The 15,975-nt window shown below is 68.4% G+C and carries 16 protein-coding genes; 9 read left to right on the plus strand and 7 right to left on the minus strand.

What is annotated here, in order from left to right; genetic code table 11:
* Positions 1 to 42: 42 nt before the first annotated feature.
* Complete coding sequence (locus BJY14_RS16605; protein ID WP_179844438.1) at positions 43 to 1,167, minus strand: glycoside hydrolase family 76 protein; 1,125 nt, start codon at positions 1,165 to 1,167, stop codon at positions 43 to 45.
* Between the two features lie 281 nt (positions 1,168 to 1,448).
* Between BJY14_RS16605 and BJY14_RS16610 the strand changes: the two genes are divergently transcribed.
* On the plus strand, positions 1,449 to 2,201 hold the full coding sequence (locus tag BJY14_RS16610; RefSeq protein WP_179844439.1) for a DeoR/GlpR family DNA-binding transcription regulator: 753 nt from the start codon (positions 1,449 to 1,451) through the stop codon (positions 2,199 to 2,201).
* A 355-nt stretch (positions 2,202 to 2,556) separates the two neighbouring features.
* Here BJY14_RS16610 and BJY14_RS16615 read toward each other — a convergent pair whose 3' ends face one another.
* Positions 2,557 to 3,489: a LysR family transcriptional regulator gene (locus BJY14_RS16615; protein ID WP_218905423.1), complete on the minus strand. Its 933-nt coding sequence runs from the start codon at positions 3,487 to 3,489 to the stop codon at positions 2,557 to 2,559.
* Positions 3,490 to 3,618: 129 nt separating this feature from the next.
* On the opposite strand from BJY14_RS16615, the gene BJY14_RS16620 reads away from it, so the two are divergent.
* Entirely contained in the window at positions 3,619 to 4,458 is an 840-nt protein-coding gene (locus BJY14_RS16620) for an NAD(P)H-binding protein (RefSeq protein WP_179844440.1), read from the plus strand.
* Positions 4,455 to 5,081, plus strand: coding sequence for an anthrone oxygenase family protein (locus BJY14_RS16625; RefSeq protein WP_179844441.1), 627 nt, complete (start codon positions 4,455 to 4,457; stop codon positions 5,079 to 5,081). The genes BJY14_RS16620 and BJY14_RS16625 overlap by 4 nt, the downstream gene beginning before the upstream one ends.
* 583 nt (positions 5,082 to 5,664) lie before the next feature.
* Here BJY14_RS16625 and BJY14_RS47710 read toward each other — a convergent pair.
* Complete coding sequence (locus BJY14_RS47710; protein ID WP_376770006.1) at positions 5,665 to 6,051, minus strand: hypothetical protein; 387 nt, start codon at positions 6,049 to 6,051, stop codon at positions 5,665 to 5,667.
* A 495-nt stretch (positions 6,052 to 6,546) separates the two neighbouring features.
* On the opposite strand from BJY14_RS47710, the gene BJY14_RS16630 reads away from it, so the two are divergent.
* The 5 genes from BJY14_RS16630 (at position 6,547) to BJY14_RS16650 (ending at position 10,382) form a co-directional block, all read left to right on the plus strand.
* A complete protein-coding gene (locus BJY14_RS16630; RefSeq protein ID WP_179844442.1) occupies positions 6,547 to 8,298 on the plus strand; it encodes a sensor histidine kinase in 1,752 nt (583 codons plus the stop codon).
* A gap of 27 nt (positions 8,299 to 8,325) precedes the next feature.
* The gene (locus tag BJY14_RS16635) at positions 8,326 to 8,760 is read left to right on the plus strand and encodes a roadblock/LC7 domain-containing protein (protein ID WP_179844443.1); all 435 of its coding nucleotides are present in this window, start codon (positions 8,326 to 8,328) and stop codon (positions 8,758 to 8,760) included.
* Entirely contained in the window at positions 8,757 to 9,122 is a 366-nt protein-coding gene (locus BJY14_RS16640; protein WP_179844444.1) for a DUF742 domain-containing protein, read from the plus strand. Before BJY14_RS16635 ends, BJY14_RS16640 begins: the two co-directional genes overlap by 4 nt.
* Entirely contained in the window at positions 9,103 to 9,684 is a 582-nt protein-coding gene (locus tag BJY14_RS16645; protein WP_179844445.1) for a GTP-binding protein, read from the plus strand. Before BJY14_RS16640 ends, BJY14_RS16645 begins: the two co-directional genes overlap by 20 nt.
* Positions 9,685 to 9,797: 113 nt before the next feature.
* Positions 9,798 to 10,382: a GAF domain-containing protein gene (locus BJY14_RS16650; RefSeq protein WP_258945439.1), complete on the plus strand. Its 585-nt coding sequence runs from the start codon at positions 9,798 to 9,800 to the stop codon at positions 10,380 to 10,382.
* Between the two features lie 112 nt (positions 10,383 to 10,494).
* Here BJY14_RS16650 and BJY14_RS16655 read toward each other — a convergent pair whose 3' ends face one another.
* Both BJY14_RS16655 and BJY14_RS47230 read right to left on the minus strand, forming a co-directional pair.
* On the minus strand, positions 10,495 to 11,976 hold the full coding sequence (locus tag BJY14_RS16655; protein WP_179844447.1) for an acyl-CoA dehydrogenase family protein: 1,482 nt from the start codon (positions 11,974 to 11,976) through the stop codon (positions 10,495 to 10,497).
* A gap of 814 nt (positions 11,977 to 12,790) precedes the next feature.
* The gene (locus tag BJY14_RS47230; RefSeq protein WP_218905425.1) at positions 12,791 to 13,534 is read right to left on the minus strand and encodes an AraC family transcriptional regulator; all 744 of its coding nucleotides are present in this window, start codon (positions 13,532 to 13,534) and stop codon (positions 12,791 to 12,793) included.
* A 63-nt stretch (positions 13,535 to 13,597) separates the two neighbouring features.
* On the opposite strand from BJY14_RS47230, the gene BJY14_RS16670 reads away from it, so the two are divergent.
* Positions 13,598 to 14,167 carry a TIGR03086 family metal-binding protein gene (locus tag BJY14_RS16670; protein WP_179844448.1) on the plus strand — a complete coding sequence of 190 codons (570 nt, stop codon included), beginning with the start codon at positions 13,598 to 13,600 and terminating at the stop codon, positions 14,165 to 14,167.
* A 274-nt stretch (positions 14,168 to 14,441) separates the two neighbouring features.
* Here the strand turns inward: BJY14_RS16670 and BJY14_RS16675 are convergent, their stop codons facing one another.
* Positions 14,442 to 14,915 (minus strand): MarR family winged helix-turn-helix transcriptional regulator, encoded by a 474-nt coding sequence (locus BJY14_RS16675; RefSeq protein WP_179844449.1) that lies wholly within the window; start codon positions 14,913 to 14,915, stop codon positions 14,442 to 14,444.
* Between the two features lie 392 nt (positions 14,916 to 15,307).
* On the minus strand, positions 15,308 to 15,505 hold the full coding sequence (locus tag BJY14_RS16680) for a hypothetical protein (protein ID WP_179844450.1): 198 nt from the start codon (positions 15,503 to 15,505) through the stop codon (positions 15,308 to 15,310).
* Between the last annotated feature and the right edge of the window lie 470 nt (positions 15,506 to 15,975).

Genomic DNA, 15,975 nt, shown 5'->3' on the forward strand with positions numbered 1-15,975 from the left:
TGGCGGCGGCGTCGTGGGCGGGCGAGTCCGTTCGCTCAGTGGTCAGAGGACGGCGGTGAGCAGGCTTACGGCGGACTCCTGGCGGGCGATGTCGGCCTGGTCGAACGGGCCCGTCCAGCGCAGGCCGTACTGGTCGGCATTGTTCCGGCCGTAGGTGAAAGCGGAGCGGGCCTGGGTCGTCAGGTAGTTCCGGTACGGGTGGCCGGGGAGCGCGCGGTCGAGTTCGGCGAGGTTCCGCGCGAAGATGCCCTTGAACGCCGCCTGGTCGGAGTTGCACGTGGCGGCGGCCTCGCAGGGTTCGGTGAGGATTCCGCGCGGTGACAGGCCCGGGTCGGTGGTCACGGCGTCGGCGATCCGCCGGGCGGTGGCGAGCAGGGACGGGTCGCCGGTGGCGCGGTGCAGCTCCGTCAGGCCGCCCAGGACCACGCCCTGGTTGTACGTCCAGGTGGTGCCGCCGTTGTTGCCGCAGTTTCCGCTCTGCGTCGCCAGGCCGTCGTTGACCAGGTGGGATCCGTTGATCATCCCGCTGCGGGCGAACCAGCGCCAGGTCTGGCGCGCGCGGGCGAGGTACTCGGTGTCGCCCGGGATCCGGTTGTGCAGGGAGGCGGCCAGTTTGAGGTACAGCTCGTTGCTGATGGCGTTCTTGTAGGTCTTCCCGGGCAGGTCCCACCAGATGCCGCCGCCGCAGGTGTCGTCCCAGTACTGGCGCATGTACGCCTCGTCGGTCTCGGCGATCTTCAGGTACCTGGTGTCGCGGGTGAGGTCGTACATGCGGACCATCGCCAGCGCCCACCAGCCGGTGTCGTCGGTGGAGTCCGCGCGGAACTCGCCGTCGCCCTGCGGCCACCAGGGCAGCGGCTTGCGCTGAAGCTCGATGGTGTTCTTCACCTGGGGCATGTACCGGGTCGAGCGGGTCCGCGCCATGTAGTCGAGGAGCGCTTGGAGCGCGTTGCCCGACTGCCACCAGGGGCTCTCGGGCTGCCAGCGTCCGCTCGCCTGGTCGTAGAACCCCATCATCGCGTCGACGGCCGATGTGGCACGGGCCCGCGCGGTCCTGTCCTCGCCCGCGTCCGCGCTCGCGGCGGACGTGCCCACGGCGAGCGCCAGCACGGCGCCCGTCACGAGGGAGACCAGACCCTTCCCCGTACGTCGCTTCAGTCCGGTCATCGCGCACCCTCCATGGCAACGAGGCGTCCCGCCCATGGCCTCCGCCCGGGCGGGCAGTGCGCTGAATTGTGCCCCGGGCGGGACGAGGCACGCAAGAGTCGTCAGGATCGTTCACATGTGTGAGCGTTTTTGCTTGAAATTGTCGGAGGCGTCGGTCGGTTCGCCGCGACGGCGGGCAGGTGGGGAGCGCGTGTCGGGTCGTGCGCCCACGAGAGCCGGCGCGCAGGAGCGTGACGGAGAATGTCTGGTGGTGATCGGTCTTGCGCGAGTACGGTCGACGCATGCTCCGGGACCGACGCCATGAGCTGATCCTCCGCGTCCTGCGCTCCGAAGGGCCGGTGACGGCGGAGACGCTGGCCGAGCGCCTGGCGGCGAGCCTCGCCACCATACGCCGCGATCTGCAAAAGCTCGACGAGGAGGGCCTGCTCAAACGGGTGCACGGCGGTGCGATGCCGGTCGAGGGCCATGACGACCCCTTCACGGACGTCGCCGAGGTCCGGCCCGCCGAGAAGAACGCCGTCGCGCTGCGCTGCGCCGAGCTGATCCAGGATGGCGAGACCGTGCTGCTCGACATCGGCACGACCGCGCACATGGTGGCGCGGCACCTGCGGGGCCGGGCGCTGACGGTCGTCACCAGCAGCCTCCCGGTGGTCGAGACGCTGGCCGACGACCAGCACGTCCAACTCGTCGTTCTCGGCGGCATGCTGCGCCGTGACTACCGGTCACTGGTGGGCTACCTGACGGAGGACAACCTGCGGCAGATCCACGCGGACCGGCTCGTCCTCGGCACCAGCGGGATACGGCCGACCGGAACCGTCATGGACACGACGGTGGTCGAGGTGCCGGTCAAACGAGCCATGATCGCGGCCAGCGGGCAGGTGGTCCTCGTCGCCGACGCCGGCAAGTTCCCGGGCACCGGCATGGCGAAGGTCTGCGATGCCACCGACCTGGACGTGGTCATCACGAACGCTCCGGTCGATCCGGACACGGGGGCGGCCCTCGCGGATGCCGGAGTGCAGGTGCTGGAGGTGTGAGGTGCCCGGCGTCCGCTGAACCGCTGCGTCGGCTCGCCGTCGGCTCGGCGGTTCCGAACCGGAGCGGCACGCGGCGGCACCGTGCGGTACCAATATCGAACTCGACGGGGACGGATCGACACAGGCCCACACTGAGCAGGCCGCGCTGATACGACAGTTTTTGAACTATCAATCCGTAGGTTGTGGGTTCGAGTCCCACGCGACCCACCCAGCCCGACCAGGGCAGACACGAGAGCGCCCGGCCTGTCCGCCACCCGGTTCGCCCTACTTAGTCCCTATCTCGACTCAAAAGATCAACAGGCGTCGAGCGGCGCAGGAGCCGATCGGGCTTGAGGTCGGTGAGGCAACGGCCGCTTCAGGATGTGGCAGAGCCCGCGACCGGGCCTAGAAGCGGGTTGGGGTTGGCGGCGACGAAGTCGCAGGCGGCTTGGCAGAAGGCGCGGATGCGGTTGGTCTCCGCGGACGTGCGCCAGGTCAGCCGCCATTCGAATGGAAGGCCGTCGCGTATGGGTACGTAGGCGACGTCCGGGCGCCCGTCGTACAGGCTCGCGTGCGTGGGGACCGGAAAGATACCGCGGCCTGCGCCGACCAGGGCGAGCAGTTCCTGGACGGTCCCGAACTCCGTGCCCCGCTCGATGGGCTTGCCCGTGGGGGTGGTGGTCGGGGTGGTGAGGGCGTCCAGTTCGGCGGGGACGCCGCGCGGGCGCAGGACCTTGTCGCGAGAGAGGTCCTCGATGGAGACCGAGGAACGGCGGGCAAAGGGATGCCTGGCCGAGACGGCCAGCATCGGCGGCTCGTGGAAGAGAATCGGGCCTTCGCGAAGGTCGGGCCCCGGGGCCCGGGCCGCTGTGAGCATGAGGTCGACGGCGTCGCCGAGCAGCGGAGCGAAGCCGTCGGTGTACCGGGTCTCCTCGATCCGCACCTGGCAGGCCGGGTGCCGGGCGTGGAAGGACTCCACGACGTGGAGGACGAACTGGGCGGTGGCGGTGCCGATGAAGCCGACGCGCAGGAGCCCGTCGATGCCCCGGCCGGCGGCGACCGCTCGTTCGATGCCGTCGAGGATCTGCTGATAGGCGGGCCGCAGGTCGTCGTAGAGCCGCCGGCCGATCGGGGTCAGCGCCACCCGGCGGCTGGTCCGGTCGAACAGCGCGGCACCGACCGCCCGCTCCAGCTTCTTGATCGTCTTACTGACCATCGCGACCGAGACCCGCAGCCGCTCGGCGCTACGGCCGAAGTGCAGCTCCTCGCCGACCGTCAGGAAGATTTCGATCTCGCGCTGCTCCACCATGCCCCCAGCCGTCAACCCCCAGGTTAACGATCCTTGCACGATCGGCTGTTGTTGACGATCCCTGCGCACCCGATGGTTGTGGTGTGGCCAGAACGGCGCGGCCACCGTTTCGGAAGCTGAGGAGCCCCTATGACTTCCCGTGATCTGACCCTTGTCCTGGGCGGGACCGGCAAGACCGGACGACGCGTCGTCCAGCGGCTGACCGGACGCGACCTCCGGGTCCGGATCGGCTCGCGATCCGGCGGGGTGCCCTTCGACTGGGCGGACCGTGCGACGTGGGCGCCCGCGCTCGACGGTGTGCACGCGGTATACGTCGCCTACTATCCGGACCTGGCCGCCCCCGGTGCGCCAGAGGCGATCGGCGCGTTCGCCGAACTCGCGGTGGAGTCGGGCGCGCGGCGTCTGGTGCTGCTGTCGGGGCGCGGCGAGGACGAGGCGCTCGCTTGCGAACGGACGCTTGCCGCTTCGGGCGCCGACTGGACGGTGTTGCGCGCCAGCTGGTTCGCCCAGAACTTCAGCGAGAGCTACCTCCTCGACCCGGTGGTGAGCGGCGAGGTGGTGCTGCCGGCGGGTGAGGTGCGCGAACCGTTCGTCGACGCCGACGACATCGCCGACGTCGCCGCGTCGGTCCTCACCGAGGACGGGCACAGCGGCCGTACATACGAACTGACCGGACCGCGGCTGCTCACCTTCGCAGAAGCCGTCGCCGCCATCGGCCAAGCGGCCGGCCGCGACATCGCCTACGTGCCCGTCCCCGTCGACACCTACTCTCGCGCGCTGGCGGCCGAAGGTGTCCCGGACGAGGTCACCGGCCTGCTGACCTACCTGTTCACCACTGTCCTGGACGGCCGCAACGCTCACCTGGGCGACGGCGTCCAGCAGGTCTTGGGCCGCCCGGCCCGCGACTTCTCCGACTACGCCGACGACACCGCCGCCACCGGCATCTGGACCTCGAAGGACGCGATATGAAGATCCTGCAGACCGCGACCATGCTGGCCGCCCTCATCTCCACCGGGCTCATGGCCGGGCTGTTCACCGGCTTCGCCTACGCCGTCATGCCCGGCCTGAACCGATCCTCCGACCGAACGCTCATCGAGGCCATGCAGGGCATCAACAAGGCGATCCTCAACCCCGCTTTCATGCTGCCCTTCATGGGATCCATCCCCCTGATCGCGCTGGCGGTGTTCCTGGCCTGGCGCGGCCACGGCCGGCCGGCCATGCCCTGGCTCATCGCCGCGCTCGCGCTCTATCTGATCGCCTTCATGGTCACCACCGGAGTCAACGTCCCCCTCAACGACCAGCTCGCCAAGGCCGGTGACCCCCAGCACATCGACCACCTGGCCACCGTGCGCGACCAATTCGAGAACAAGTGGGTCATCGGGAACACCGTCCGAGCGCTCCTGCACACCGCCGCGTTCGCCTGCCTGGCCTGGGCCCTGGTCGTGTTCGGCGCACACCGCCTCAACGAGGGCAGCGGCACGACCGGGTCAGCGGTGCCTTCGACGCACAACAACGGCGCGGCAACCATCCCTGCCGCCCCCCACCACCCGCGCCCCGTCCACCATGGTGCGCACCACACCCTCCATCGCTGATTCCGCTCACCCGCACCTGCACCGCCTCGCCGCTCACTCCGCCGGCACGGGCCCGCCGGGCCCGTGCCGGCGGGCCCGTGCCGCAACCGCGGGCTCGTCCGGGGCGTCGCCGCCGGCCGCGAGCAGAGGAAGGGCAGTCGCCCCCGCGCCCGCGGGGGAGGTTCGATGGTCGGCCCAGCCAGTGACTCCGTCGGCTCGCGGGCACGCCCCGGGCTGTCAACGGCCACCTCTGCGAGCGCCACGGGGCCATATCTACCGCCCCTGGGGGCCTGTCCCCTCTCGCGACCTGCCCACGCACGGCGGTAGTGGCAGGGCACGGCCCCCGCTACTGGCGACGTGAAGAGGAGTCATTTTGGAGAGGGAGACGATCCGCTGGCGCAGTTAAGACGGGCACTGACAGCCTAAAGCTGAGCCATTTCTCCCACTACTGATTACGCGGAAATGATGCCCAGTTTCCTCTTCAAGACCCGAGTCGATGCCGCACTTCGCCGCCACCACTAGGCGATTGCCGACCTAAGAGGCGCCATCGAACAACCGCCGGAAGTGCAGGGGGCCGCAGGGCGATGGCGCCTGGGACAGAGCGTCACCTTTCTTGGCGACGCCTGGCGGTGTACTTGAAGAAGACCGTTCCTGCCGAGAAGATGACGGCGACCGCTCCGATCAGGATGAGGATCTGGACGAACGCCGACGCTGCATGGCATGGGGGTTCCTTTCTCCGCGGAGCGGCTGGGGGTCGGCCGTCGGGCGCCGCCCCGAAGGGAGACCTTCCCGCTGGGCCGTGACGGACGCCTGATCTCGGGACGAGGGCGGCGGCCCGGACGGGTTCGGTCGCCACGATGACGGCATCGGCCCCGAACGTCTCTTCGTCGGCGGTCCGCAACCCCTCAGCGGTGACAGCTCGCACGGCGGTCGCCAGTGACAGGGCTCCGTCCGGCAGCCGGGCCGCAAGGTGCTCCGGTATCCGCCCCATGCCGAGCGGCGCTGTTCACGCGTGACCGAGCAGTCAGCCGGTGATCTCCAGATCGGCCAGGTCAGAGCGAGGTCGGCCGATTGGACGCACAGCACCGCGCAGTCGATCAACTCGTGAAGGGAGGCCGTTGTCGCCCTGGAGCGGACGCGCGGTTCTTGGGGAGACTTGTGGGGCTCGACATCTAGGCGTTGGCGTTCCTGCACCGGATCCCGCCGGTCTCCCTCCACGCCCAGCGCCCGCCCGGTCACGCCGCCGTCTCTACGGTCGCCACGCCGGCGCGGACCATGGTGCGCTCGCTCTGCCAACAGGTCGACATCCGTCACAAAAGTGGACTTATGGGGACAAATACCCCTAATCAGGGGCACTGATCCTGGCAATCTCGGCAATCCGCGCTTCCACCTTGGGGGGTTGTGACAGCCTAGCTACGGGTTGTGCCCACACGAGAGTCCGCATTAACCAATGTCGCGAACTGCTGTCGACGCACCGAGGATGCCGATGCCTGATTTCTTCCAATCCACCACCGGTGCCGAGCAACAGAATGTCCGGCGAGCCCGCAGGTCAGTAGCCCATGGTACGCATCGACAGAACAAAATACGAGCGCTTCACCTGTCCATTTCCGTGCTCCCCGCGGTGATTGTGGGTTTTCTCGGGTTGGCCGCCGTGGCGGTCGTGTACGACGGCACCGACGTGACCCAGGGTGCGCGGCTGGTGCTGATCATGGCGACCGCCGGGGCGGTGATCACCCTCGGAGCCGCCTTCGTGGCGGCGGACTCGGCGACCCGCCAGATGCAGCGGCGGCTCTCCGAGTCGGCCCTCCAGGGTCAGGAGAACATGCAGCGGCGGCTCGGCGAGCTCGGATTCCTGATCCTTGAGGGGCGGCGGGACCTGCAGCGGCTGGCCGAGGGGCTCCGCGCCGGCGGGACGGCCGCCCCGATCAGCGAGGACTTCCCGCCCCCCGTCAACGCCGACTCCTATCTGCAGCTCGTGCACGAGCTGCGGAAGGCGCAGAGCGCGGCCTGGAACGCCGTGGTCGGCGCCGCAAGCCGCGATGCGGCCGGTGAAAGCAGTCACCGGGTCGCGGTCTTCGTCAACCTGGCCCGGCGGATGCAGTCGCTGTCGCATCGGGCCATCCAGGGTCTCGACGAGCTGGAGAACCAGGTCGAGGATCCAGACCTTCTCAAGGGGTTGTTCAGGGTCGACCACCTCAGCACCCGCATGCGTCGCCAGGCTGAGAGCCTCGCCGTGATCGGCGGAGCTGCTTCGCGCCGCCGGTGGACCAAGCCTGTGACGGTGTACGAGGTGCTGCGCTCGGCCATCGCCGAGGTGGAGCACTACAACCGAGTCAAGGTGGTGCCTCCGGTCGAGGGGAGCCTGGACGGTGGCGCGGTCGCGGACGTCGTCCATCTGCTGGCCGAGCTCATCGAGAACGCCACCAAGTTCTCGCCGCCGCAAACGCAGGTGCTCATTCGCTTCGAGAGAGTTGCCGCGGGCATGGCCGTCGAGGTCGAGGACCGCGGGCTGGGCATCCCGCGAGAAGACCAGCGGCGGTTGAACGAGCTGCTCGCCGATCCCGATCGGGCCGACACTGAGGAACTGCTGAAGGACGGGCGGATCGGACTGCTGGTGGTATCCGCGCTCGCTCGCCGCCACAAGGTCCGCGTCCAGCTCCAGGGCAATGTCTACGGCGGCACCCAGGCCATCGTCGTCGTTCCGCAGGAACTGGACGGCCGCGAAGCGGAGGAGGCGGAGGAGGCGGAGGAGGCGGAGGCGAGGCCCCCGGCGGAACCGGTGGCCGCCGGGGCACGACCCGACGCGAGCCTCTCGTCCCCACTGCCGGCGCGCGTTTCCGGCTCCAGGCAGGGCGTCGAGACCCGTCAGAGTCTGCCGCTGGACGAACGTGATCCGCTCGGCGCCTCCCTGTCGGTGCCCTCGGCGGCTGAGGATTCCCGGCACCGGCTCCCTCCCCTGCCCGCGTCCGGCGCCCCGGCGGCCATGACGGGCCCCGGAACCGCGCCGGACTCCGGAACGGGGCCGGGCTTTCCGGGCGGCGCCGGCGAGCGGCCGCCATTGCCGCAACGCCAGGCCCAGACCAGCCTGGTGCCCGAACTGCTCAATGCGCCCGCTCCCCAGCGGGATGATCAAGAAGTCGAATACAATCCCGGTTTCATGGCCGCTTTCAAGAAGGGTCTGCACAGCGGCGCCCAGGAATACAACGACTCCGCCGATGACCCCGACAATGCGAACTGACGATAAGTACACGACAAGGAGTTTCCGTTGAGTGTTGCCTCCCCGAACCAGGGTCGAGATCTTGCTTGGCTGTTGCGGGGGCTCGGCGAACAGGTTCCGGTCATTCGCGGCAGCGTGCTGCTGTCGTCCGACGGAATGATGAAAGCCGCCGACGGCTTTGACCGCGCCAGCGCAGAACATCTCGCCGCGCTCGCCTCGGGGCTTTTCTCCATAGCGCGTAGTGCCGGAACGAAGTTCGACGACAGCAATGAGGTGCGGCAGGTCGTCACGGAACTGAAGTCCAGCCAGTTGTACATCTCCTGGGCCGGCTACAACTCCGTGCTCGCGGTGCTCGCCCGGGCGGAGGCCGACCCGGCCGTCGTGGGTTTTGAGATGGCCCGGCTGATCAAGGCCGTCCGCCCCTTCCTGGACACCGCGGCACGGTCGACGGCCGCGACGAGCGACAGAAGCCGCGCGTTTTGACGACCGGCGACGATGAGCTCTGGCTCGACGAAGCCGCCGGGCTGCTGGTACGCCCGTACGCGGTGACGGCCGGCCGCACCCACCCGACCGTCGACCTGGACATGCTGTCCCTGGTGGTGGCGGCCGACGGGCATCCCCCGGTCATGGATCCAGAGCATGCCAAAGCGCTTGAGCTGTGCCGCAAGCCGACCCCGGTCGCCGAGGTCGCGGCGCATCTGCGGCTTCCCGTGGTGGTCACCAAAGTCCTCATCTCCGATCTGGTGGACAGCCAGGTGATGACCGCACACGCGCCGCGGACCGCGGCCGATCCCACCGACCGAGCCCTTTTGGAGAAACTGCTCGATGGCCTACAACGAGTCTGAGGCGCTCCCTACTCAGGTCAAGATCCTCATAGCGGGCGGTTTCGGTGTGGGGAAGACGACGTTCGTCGGCGCGGTGAGCGAGATCGAGCCGCTGAGCACCGAGGAGCTCATCACCTCGGCCAGCGTCGGCATCGACGATCTCGGCGGGGTCGAGCACAAGACCACCACCACCGTGGCGCTCGATTTCGGCAGGATCACGATCGAACAGCACGGGATCGTCCTCTATCTGTTCGGGACACCGGGGCAGCGACGGTTCTGGTTCATGTGGGACGAGCTGAGCGCCGGAGCGTTGGGCGCCATCGTGCTCGCCGACACCCGCCGCCTGGAGGACTGCTTCGAGGCGGTCGACTTCTTCGAGAGCCGGGGGACCCGGTTCCTCGTCGCGGTCAACGAGTTCGACAGCGCGTTCCGCTACGGATCCGAAGAACTGCGGGCCGCTCTCAAACTCGACCCGCGCGTACCGATCGTGCTGTGCGACGCACGGGACCACACCTCCGCCATTTCCGCGCTGCGGGCCCTGATCCGGCATCTCCTCACAGGCGCCCCCGCAGTCCCTGCCTGACAGAACTCCAACACATGGAGAACGCTCAATTCGGTCCCGCCGCTTCGTTCTCGGCCCGAAATCCGCTAAATCAGCGTGCCCATCTTCGCAGTCGGTCATAAATGGAGGCCTCCGTGACATATTCATCCAATGACCAGGCCGGGGCGTTCTCGGCCCGTCCCTTGATGCCGCCCGATCGTGAAGCGGCCCAGCGCGTGAAGCGCCTCCGGGAACTCGGCCTGGGACAGGCACGGGAGGGCGAATTCGATGAGTTCGCCCGCAGAGTCGCGATGGAAGCGCAGGAGCTCGTCGGGCTTCCCGGCACACCGGTGGCCTTCGTGAACCTCGTCGGCGACGATCAGTTCATCTGCGGTGTCTACACGCCACCGGCCGCCGCCGAACTCGTGGGTGGTGTCCTCGGGGCGCGAGTGCCCCTCGACGCCGGCTACTGCCCGCATGTCGTCGTCCGGCGCAAGGCCCTGATCCTGGACGATGTCCTTGACTACCCGCGTTTCGCGGGCAATCCGATCGTCGACAAGCTCATGGTGCGCAGCTACGCCGGAGCTCCGCTGACCGACCGCACGGGCACGGTTCTCGGCACGATCTGCGTCGTGGACAGCGAACCGCGCCCGTGGGGCAGGGCCGGACTGGATCTCCTGAAGCGCCGGGCGGTCGACCTCGCGGACCTGATACACCGCCGCGAGGGCCTGCCGAGCTAGCCGCCTGGCGGGTCCGGTGAGAGGTCCGGAGAACGGGCCGGGGGCGATCCCGGCGCCGCTCTCCGGGCCTACTCGGCGATGAGACCGTCAAGGCTCAAGCCGCCGCCGCGGGTCACGAAACCCGACTCTTCGGCCCGTAGGCGTCGAGTATTCCGGTGGCCAGCAGCCGGAATTCCGCGGCGACACCGACGATGTCATTCCTGAGGAACTCGATGGCGGGCCGGACCCGTGCCGGATCTGCGGCGGTCTCCTCAGCCCACTTCAGGACATGGGCGACCGCGATCAGGTAGGCGATCGCGCGGCCGGCGAGGACCTGCTGAGCCTGGCCCAAGCGCTGATCGAGGAACCCCAGGTCCTCCTGGAGCGCTGCGACGGCGGGCGCCGTGAGCGGCCAGTCGGCCAGGAACCCGCTGAGAGGCCGACCGGACCGCCGGGTCAGGCAGTGCGCGGTCAGCTGCTGGCTGAGCATGTCGTTGTTGCCGTCGAAGATACTGAAGACCCGTGTGTCCAGGAACGCCTGACCGGCGATGTTGGTGGGCGATCCGCAGCGGTATCCCTCAGCGCCGGTCAGCTGCTGATAATGCTGGGCCGCGCTGATCATCCGCTCGGTCGCGACGGTTTTGAGAGCCTGCACGGCCGGAAACGCCGGAGCCAGGTCGCTCTTGAAGTCCACCGTCGTCTGCAAGTAGTGGCTGAGAGCCTCGCAGATGGTGGAGGAGGTGTCGATGGCCGCGAGCCTGTACTTCACGAACCCGATCCTGGACTGCGACTTCCGCCCGATCTGGCGGCCCTCCGCGTACGCGTGCGCCTCCCGGCTGATGCGGCGCAGGAAACCGGCCCCCGCCGCCGCCAGCAGCGCTCGCGACGCCAGGAAAACGTCCACCGAGTTCAGGCCCGTCTCCTCGGCATCGATCCGCCGGTGCCGAGGGACGGTCACATCGATATCGTTGACCCCGTAGTCCAGCAACTTCAGGCCGAGCGCCTCGTACATTTCGACGGTGCGGAACCCTTCGCTCCGCCTGACGATGAAGTAGCCGTACTCGTTACGGTGCGCGTTCTTCGCGAGGACCAGCCACCAGTCTGCGGAGGAGCTGAGCGCCTGCCAGTGCTTGCGGCCGCGGATCCGGTAGCCTCCCTCGCACTCCTCGAATGTGGTCGTCATGACGGAGAGGGCGGAGCCGGCGCCCGGCTCGGTGGCGGCGAGCCCGGCCATCAGGGGATCGCCGCCGGCGAACAGCGGCAGCATCTCCTGCTTGGCTTCTTCACCGGCCCACTTCACCACCGGTAGAAGCGCAAGTGCCGTGTTGACTATCACGTAGACGCCGAGTGCCACGTTCCATTCAGAGGCCGTCTCGACGATCCGGCACATCTCGACGCTGCTGTCTCGCCCCCCGTACTGCTTGGGCAGAGTCGGAAGCCGGACCCCGGCCCTTACAAGGAGCGCCCAACTGTCGGGCGGAAGGATCTGCTGCGGGAAGGTCGCCGAGTCGAACTTGGACGCGACCGCGTCGAAGCCGGCGATGAACTCGTCCGTCGACAGAGCCAGCAGATGATTCGTCGGCAGTACATCATTCGTCATGGTGTCCGCTCTCACGGGTCGTCCTGCCAGGGGCAAGGGGGGAAGCTGCCAGGATCCGGCGGTCAAGTGCGCGCCGATGTTCTTTTCATCCGCTGCGACAGGCCATGGACCACCTTCCGAATCACCGGGATCTTGGGCATATGTCATGGTCATTCGGCCGATCAGAGAGTGCAAGGAACATCATGCTTACCGCAGTGGGCGTGTTAATCATTCACCCCTGTGTGACCTGCACAGACTCGCGGATCAGCAGAGCTCGCCCTCCTCGGACCATGACCTGACCACAGCGCAATCACGAGACGTGGTTCCAGGCCGGATGCGGAGATACACCCGGACTTGAGTACCACGGCGCCATACCGCGGACGGATTCCACACTCGAACCGACCGCGGTGTTGATCAAGGTTACACGGAGCCCTTTTCGGCGCGATATGGTCCTGCGGAGTTTCAGGGGTGGACTGGCTTTGTCGAGTCCTTTATGGGGCTTCACGCAGGTGAACCAGGGGGCGTCAACGCCCCGACGAGAACTCCTGCGCGGTCGGCCCGGCCGGGACCGGCAAATCCCACAGCCTCCGGTCGCCTTCGGCGTCGCCGCGGTGCACGCCGGGTTCAGGGTCCGCTACCACACCGCCGCCGACCTGCTCGAAACCCTCTACCCCAGGCTCGGGAAGCGGGGCGGGCGGCTCGGTCAGGCGTAGCAGGGCCTCGGTGATGCTGTCGGATGCGTCGCCAGCGGCCGGCTCATTCCCGTCGCTGTAGCGGACGACGGGGGCGAACCCGTCCGGGATCCCAGGGGTGATGACGTTAGGATCCGGTCCGCACAGGCCCCGGAATCCTAATACCGCCTCGCGTACCAGGTCGGTTGCTCGCCGAACATGCCCTTGAAGTCGCGGATGAAGTGGCCCTGGTCGACGTAGCCGAGGTCGGCGGCCAGCGCGGCCCAGTCGATCGCCCCGCCGGCGGCCATGCGTGCGGTCACCTCATGCAGGCGATAGCGGCGGATCACCCATTTGGGCCCGATGCCGACGTACTCCGCGAAGAGCCGTTGCAACCCCCGCATGCTCAGCCCGAGCTCACCGGCGAGGTGCTCGACCCTGGTCACGGCCTTGTCCCTGGCGATCAGCTCGACCGCGGCCACCGCGTGGCGCACCCGGGGGTCGTCGTCCGGCAGGTGTTCCAGCAGGAACGCCTCCACGGTCGGCACGTCGAGCGTCGTGGGCAGGTCCGGGCCGAACACCTCGGCCGCCGGGACGACGCGGTCGGTGATCGTCGAGACGGAGGCTCCGAGGAACGGGCGGAAGCAGCCCGGCCGGAACGCGACGCCGAGGACCTGGTCGCGGCCCTCGAGGACCTTGATCTGGTAGCCGCTGCACACGCCGTTGACGTCCGCGCGGCCGCCGCCGAACGACAGGTGCACGTTCGGATACGGCACGATCTTCTGCCGGTAGGGCTCGGCGTAGTCCCAGCGAGCCTCCCAGTACCGCTCCACCCATGGCGCGAGCGCCGGCGACGGGTCGTGGAACGTGTGGCGCTGGTACCTGGTCCACGCACCGCGCAGCTCACGAACGTCCCGCTCCACACGGCAGAGTGTATGTCGCCTTTGTCCAATACCCCTCGGCCCGGGTCCCCTAGCGTCGCCGCCATGTCACATCTGTCCGACGCCGCTGATGCCATGGCCGCAGTCGTCCGCACCATCACCGACGACCAGCTCGCCGACAAGACTCCGTGCACGGAGTACGACGTGCGGGCACTGGTCAACCACCTCCTGTTCTGGGGGCCGTCGCTCGCCGGCGGCGGCCGCAAGGAGTCCGTTCCGCAGCCGGCGGCCGCCGAGTCCGACGTGGACCTGGCGGCCGGCGACTGGCGCGGCCGCCTGCTCGACCTGCTGGACGACATCACCTCGTCGTGGGCGCCGCCGAGCGCCTGGGAGGGCGAGACGAGCATGGGCACGCCGCACACGCTGCCCGCGCCCGTCCTGGGCGACATGATCGTCGGCGAGCTGGCCATGCACGCCTGGGACCTGGCGGTCGCGACGGGGCAGCGGCTGGAACTGCCCGCCGACCTGCTGGCGCACCTGCACGACACGGTGTTCGCCAACGTGGAGCAGGGCCGGGAGATGGGCATGTACGGACCGCAGGTCGCGGTGCCGGCCGACGCACCCGCCTTGGACCGCATCCTCGGCCTGACCGGCCGTGATCCCGCCTGGACGTAGCCCCCGACCGGTGATGTCGATCCCACCTGCTGCGAACTGTCGAAGCGTGGAGCGGTGGCACCGCGTCCATGCCACCGCTGTTCCTCCTCGACCGTCGGCCCATGCACCGTCGACAACGCCGCGCATGCCGAAAGCTCCGTCCACGCAGCCAGGTGGATCCGCTGGAGACGAAGCCAAAAGGTCGTCGACGGTCCGTGTCGGCTCACCGCGAAGGGCCGAGGGGCGCTATCGCGGTCTGTCAGAGACCTGGGCTGGAGACCCGCAGGCTCCCGGTCTACGCCTCTGCAGCTAGGCCGGGGGGGCCGCCGCCGGTGTTGTGGATCAGCTGCTTGAGCACCTTCAGGGTGGTGGCGTAGTCGGCGTCATCGATGTCCTGGTGGATGCGGACCCCGATCGCCGGCGCGTGCTCCTTGACGTCGGCACGGGCCCTGTCCCCCGGCTCGGTGATCCACAGCCGTCCGTCGGCGTCGCGCGTGATCCAGCCGCGCTCCAGCAGGACCTCCGCCTCTGCCTTCAGGTCGTCTTCCGGTCTGATGTAGGAGCTCATGGCCTGCTGGAGTTCGGGGATGGTCATGCCGTGGCCGTCGGGTGAGATGTCGTTCTTCGACAGGTTGCGCAGCAGCCAGAACTGGGGCTGGGTGAAGCCGATCTCGGCCAGTTGGGCCCGGATGAACGAGATGAGGGACTCGTAGGCCAGCCCGGTCCAGTAGGCGGCGGGCTGCGCGGCGGAGATGTGCTGGGTGGTCATGTTCGGGTCCCCCTGAATGTCGGCTGATGTGAGCACCGTAAAACCTCAAGCAAACTTGAGGGCAAGACCGGCCTCGTCCAACACCCGCCGCCCAGGGAGCGCGAGCAAAAGGCAGTCGGCTCCGCGCGCGCGGGGGAAGCTCCCGGCGGCGGTTAATGCCGTACTTGCTTCTCCAGGAGTTCGCTCTCGTGGAGTTGGACGCAGAGGATCCGGGGCAGCTTCCCCCGCGCGGTGCGCGGGTCGAGCCCGTCCCGGCGGGTGGGGACGGTCGGGAGCCATCCGAGAACGGGCTTCGCGCAAACCGGGGGACATCAGGGTGTCCGCGCATCCGGGGGGAAGCTCAAGCTGCCGTCAGAGGGCCTCACGATGACGCGGTCGTAGAGCCCGGCTTGTCATTTGCTCGGCTGGGGGACCTTGCAGTTGGCGGTGGGGTTGAGACCGATGTAGTTGAGCGGACCGGAGGCCAAGGTGATTCCGATCGTGGCGATTCTGGCGCAGCTGCCGTCGAACTGGGTGTAGTAGTGGCGCTGTCCCGCTGCGAGCGCTCCTATGACCAGCCAGGCGACGAGCATCCACCGTCCGGACCTCATCGCTACCTCCGGTGACCGCTTCGCCGACCCTGAGGTACGACAGTAACGACAAGATCTTCCATAGTTAAGCAAGTCGGGCCTGGTGTGTCATGTCACCAGCGCCTCGCGCGGCCGGCCGGCCGAGTATCTGTCAGTCCATCGGTGGCGATCAAGGGCGTTCGAGTTCGACGGATGGCGCCGCGTGCCCGGCCACAGCTGCACCCACGTTGGCTGCGGCGGCGTCGTCACGGGGGTCGTGGACGGGCACCACGCGTCTGCGGGACAACCCTGAGAAGGACGGCCGAGAAGATCGGGGATCGCTCGGGGTGCTCCCTAATGGCGAGGCGTGCCACCGACCTCAAGAGTTGAGACACGCGGTTCGCGAGCTCGCCGGCATGTCGAGTTCGAGGAGCGACACCCACGACGCGGCAGAAATGAGATGCAGTGCGCCTTGTAGGAAGACGCCGGAATCGCGGCGGCCCGGCCCCGGT

Source organism: Actinomadura luteofluorescens (assembly GCF_013409365.1).
In the GTDB taxonomy this organism is placed as follows: domain Bacteria; phylum Actinomycetota; class Actinomycetes; order Streptosporangiales; family Streptosporangiaceae; genus Spirillospora; species Spirillospora luteofluorescens.